We start from the raw sequence: 3,218 nt of genomic DNA, 5'->3' as shown, positions 1-3,218 counted from the left end.
TAAAAGACGCCATGACGAAGATAAGAAACGCCGGGATGACGATAAAAGACGCCACGAGTGGGATAAAAAACGGGTAGAAGATCGTGACCATAATCGTCGAGATTCTCGTCATGATGACTAAATTCATTACTATATAAAAAGCCCCAATAAGCTACGTCTTTTGGGGCTTTTTTGAGAATTCTAAACTCTCTTAATTATAGAGTAATGAGTAGCAGCTCACTTCATACATAAATCGGCATCTTAAATATATGACTCTATAATCTTTTAACTATTCTTATCACTAAGAATTACTGAGCTGTTGCAGAACCTGAAACAGAACCAGAAGCGCCAGCATCAACTTGACCTGGTTGTGCTTGGCCAGAAACGCCCGCATCAACACCTACACCAGCTTGTACGCCAGATGGGCTAGCACTTGTTTGAGCAGAACCTGATGCGTTTAAACCAGCTTCAGATGCACAACCAACAGCTGTAAAAGCAACACCAGCAAGTACTACAGAGATAAGACCTAATTTTTTCATAATCGCTTTCCTTTCATTACGACAAACACTTAAATGCAAAGATCATCTTCGCGCTGCCTATAATTCACAATTTTTTTTTCTGGCGTGCGTATCATTGGTTGTCTTTTGTAGTAATAGAAGTACAAATTGTGCAATTTTTTATTAAATTCGCTTCCTTACTCTTAGCTCTATCTTTTATATAAAACTAGCAACTTAAGCTTTTGTTTAATTTTATCAATTTTTAATTTTTATCTGAGCCTTTCGCTCTACTCAAAAAAATTCTCTTTATAGAAACGCTATATAAGATGCGTAGAATGTTACAGAGGTTTTTTGCTTAAAAATTCCTCTTCCCATTAAAAAAAGCCGGGTTTAAACCACGGCTTCTCTAAAAATTTACGATATTTCGATTTAAATTACGGCCACTGCATCTCGCCTTTTACAACTTTTGCACCCAGCTCTAGGCTATCCACACTTTTTAATGTTGGATATTGTTTTTGCATGAGCTGACTTAGCTCACTCGCATTTTTACTTACTTTAACGGCTTTCTCATAGCTCTTGAGATAGTCGATCGAAAAGTTAACCGCATCCAAACCTTGTGGAGCTCCCTCAACCATATGGGCAGGAACAACCGTCTGAGGTTGGAGTGCTTTAATGTTTTCTAGCGTTTGAATTACTTCATTGCGGTCTTTAACTTTTGGTGTATCTGCCATCCATAAATGAATGCCTGAAGATACCGGAATACCACCTACTACTGCCTTAGAAGAAGGAATCCATAAATAAGTGAGTTCTTTCTTACCTTTAATCTCGATTGACTCATTCTCTAGCTTTAAAGTTTTAGCAGTATAAGCTTGAGGCACAATAATTTGGCTAGGCGCATTTGCACCCATTTGTGGACCCCAATACTTCACTTTGAGCGCTTGAGTATCTTGAATATGTTTAACAGTTTCCGGTGTTGCGATGATTTGTACATTTGGGAAGTATTGTTTAAATACGTCTAAGCCAAAGTAATAGTCTGGATCGCCATAGCTTACAAAAATTGTTTTGAGTGTTTTACCGCTATCGAGAATATCGGCAGCAATACGTAATGCTTCAGATTTTGAGAATTGCGCATTGACCAATAGAACTTCTTTATCGCCTTCAATTAAAGTAGAAGTCACGCCAAAATGTTCGGGTTTAGCCAGAAAACTTTGGATTTTTAGATCTTGTGCAAAAGCTGAGGAAGCCATTGTCAAAGCTACGGTAGTTGCTAGGGCTGAAGCAGTTAATTTAAAAAATTTCATTATGTATTCTCCAATTTCATGAGAAATACTTTAAATTGCAATTCCTGTAAGGTAAATGCACTAAATTAAGATAAACTGTTGCATATATTGTAATAATGATAATGCATATGGACACATTAAAAGCCATACAAGTCTTTGTTTCTATTGCTCAGCATGGCAATTTAACCAAAGCCGCAGAACACCTGAATTATTCCCGCGCGATGGTTTCTCGTTATCTTGAGCATCTTGAACACACATTCTCAACTCGACTATTTCAAAGAAATACACGAAAAATATCACTCACACCAGCAGGTGAAAAAGCCCTCCTCTACTGCGAAAATATTTTACAACAACAGCAACTTCTACAAGAGCTGGCAGCACCCGAACAACATAACGGTACGATTCGCTTTACCTGCGGTTTGTTTTTATTTCAATTAGGGGTTGGAGAATGTATTCGCCAATTTAAACAGCAACATCCACATATTCAATTTGATGTATATCTGACTGAAAATACGATGGACTTAATTGATGCTCAGGTCGATTTAGCTTTACGTATAACGCAAAAAGTTGCCGATGGTTTAATTGCACGACCTGTTTGCCAAATCGAGTCCGTTTTCTGTGCTCATCCTGATTATTTAAAGCAGCACAGCCCCCTCTCCCATCCAAGGCAACTTATTCAACATGAATGTTTAGCTCACCACAGCCAACATCAATTTTGGACACTTTTTGATGAAGAGCAGCAACCGCAGAATTACCCTTTAAACGTGACCTTTAAAAGTAATGATGTAAATGCTGTTTATGATATGTGTTTACATGCCCAAGGTGTGGCAATGTTGCCTTCACTATTAGTTAAAAAAGATTTAAAAGAAAAAAGATTAGTTCCTTTATTTAAAAACTTTTCAGCTCCGGAATTAAGTTTGTCAGTGGTATATGCATCGAGACAACATTTACCCAAAATAACGCAGGAATTTATTGCTTTTATGATCGAAAATTTAGATTTTTACTTAAAACCGCAAAATTAAAAGTTTTAAATTGCCGTGTACGCTTGAATTTTTAGGCAATGCCCATACTTCATCCCTATTAATGAATTACAGCATATGCATGGCAGTTCAGGTTTTACCCAGTAAATGCTGATGCCAAAAGGACTGTACATGTTTAAAAACCCATTTAAACGGAGATCATCAATGGCTAATGAGCAAAACGAGCAAGCTCAAGACATTCAACACGAGCAAGCAGAGCAATCTAATGAGCAAACTCAGGCTGAAGGTGTAGAGCAAGCAAACGACGTTACCGTTGAATCTTTACAAGCGCAAATCACCAAATTAGAAGAAAGCCTGAAACTTGAAAAGGCACGTACAGCAAATGCTGTTTACGAAGCACAAAAAAGTGTAGAGCGTATTCAACGTGAGTCTGATAAGCATAAAGAAACTGTGCTTGAAAAATTTGCCAAAGAATTACTTGA

3 protein-coding genes and 1 pseudogene are annotated in these 3,218 nt (G+C 37.5%); 2 read left to right on the top strand and 2 right to left on the bottom strand.

Translation table 11 applies throughout. The features are described 5' to 3' along the window. Positions 1 to 287: 287 nt before the first annotated feature. Both UC75_RS18270 and UC75_RS18265 read right to left on the bottom strand, forming a co-directional pair. Positions 288 to 518, bottom strand: coding sequence for a hypothetical protein (locus UC75_RS18270; protein WP_000733015.1), 231 nt, complete (start codon positions 516 to 518; stop codon positions 288 to 290). Between the two features lie 392 nt (positions 519 to 910). Next, positions 911 to 1,777: an MBL fold metallo-hydrolase gene (locus tag UC75_RS18265; RefSeq protein WP_049838398.1), complete on the bottom strand. Its 867-nt coding sequence runs from the start codon at positions 1,775 to 1,777 to the stop codon at positions 911 to 913. 107 nt (positions 1,778 to 1,884) lie between these two features. Here UC75_RS18265 and UC75_RS18260 point away from each other — a divergent pair, with 107 nt between their 5' ends. Beyond that, entirely contained in the window at positions 1,885 to 2,778 is an 894-nt protein-coding gene (locus tag UC75_RS18260) for a LysR family transcriptional regulator (protein WP_049838397.1), read from the top strand. Positions 2,779 to 2,940: 162 nt separating this feature from the next. Next, positions 2,941 to 3,218: pseudogene (locus UC75_RS22445) on the top strand (nucleotide exchange factor GrpE); the annotation flags it as partial.

The sequence above is a fragment of the Acinetobacter sp. V2 genome, assembly GCF_001188385.1.
GTDB lineage: Bacteria > Pseudomonadota > Gammaproteobacteria > Pseudomonadales > Moraxellaceae > Acinetobacter > Acinetobacter oleivorans.
This window is presented reverse-complemented; position numbering and strand designations above follow the sequence as displayed.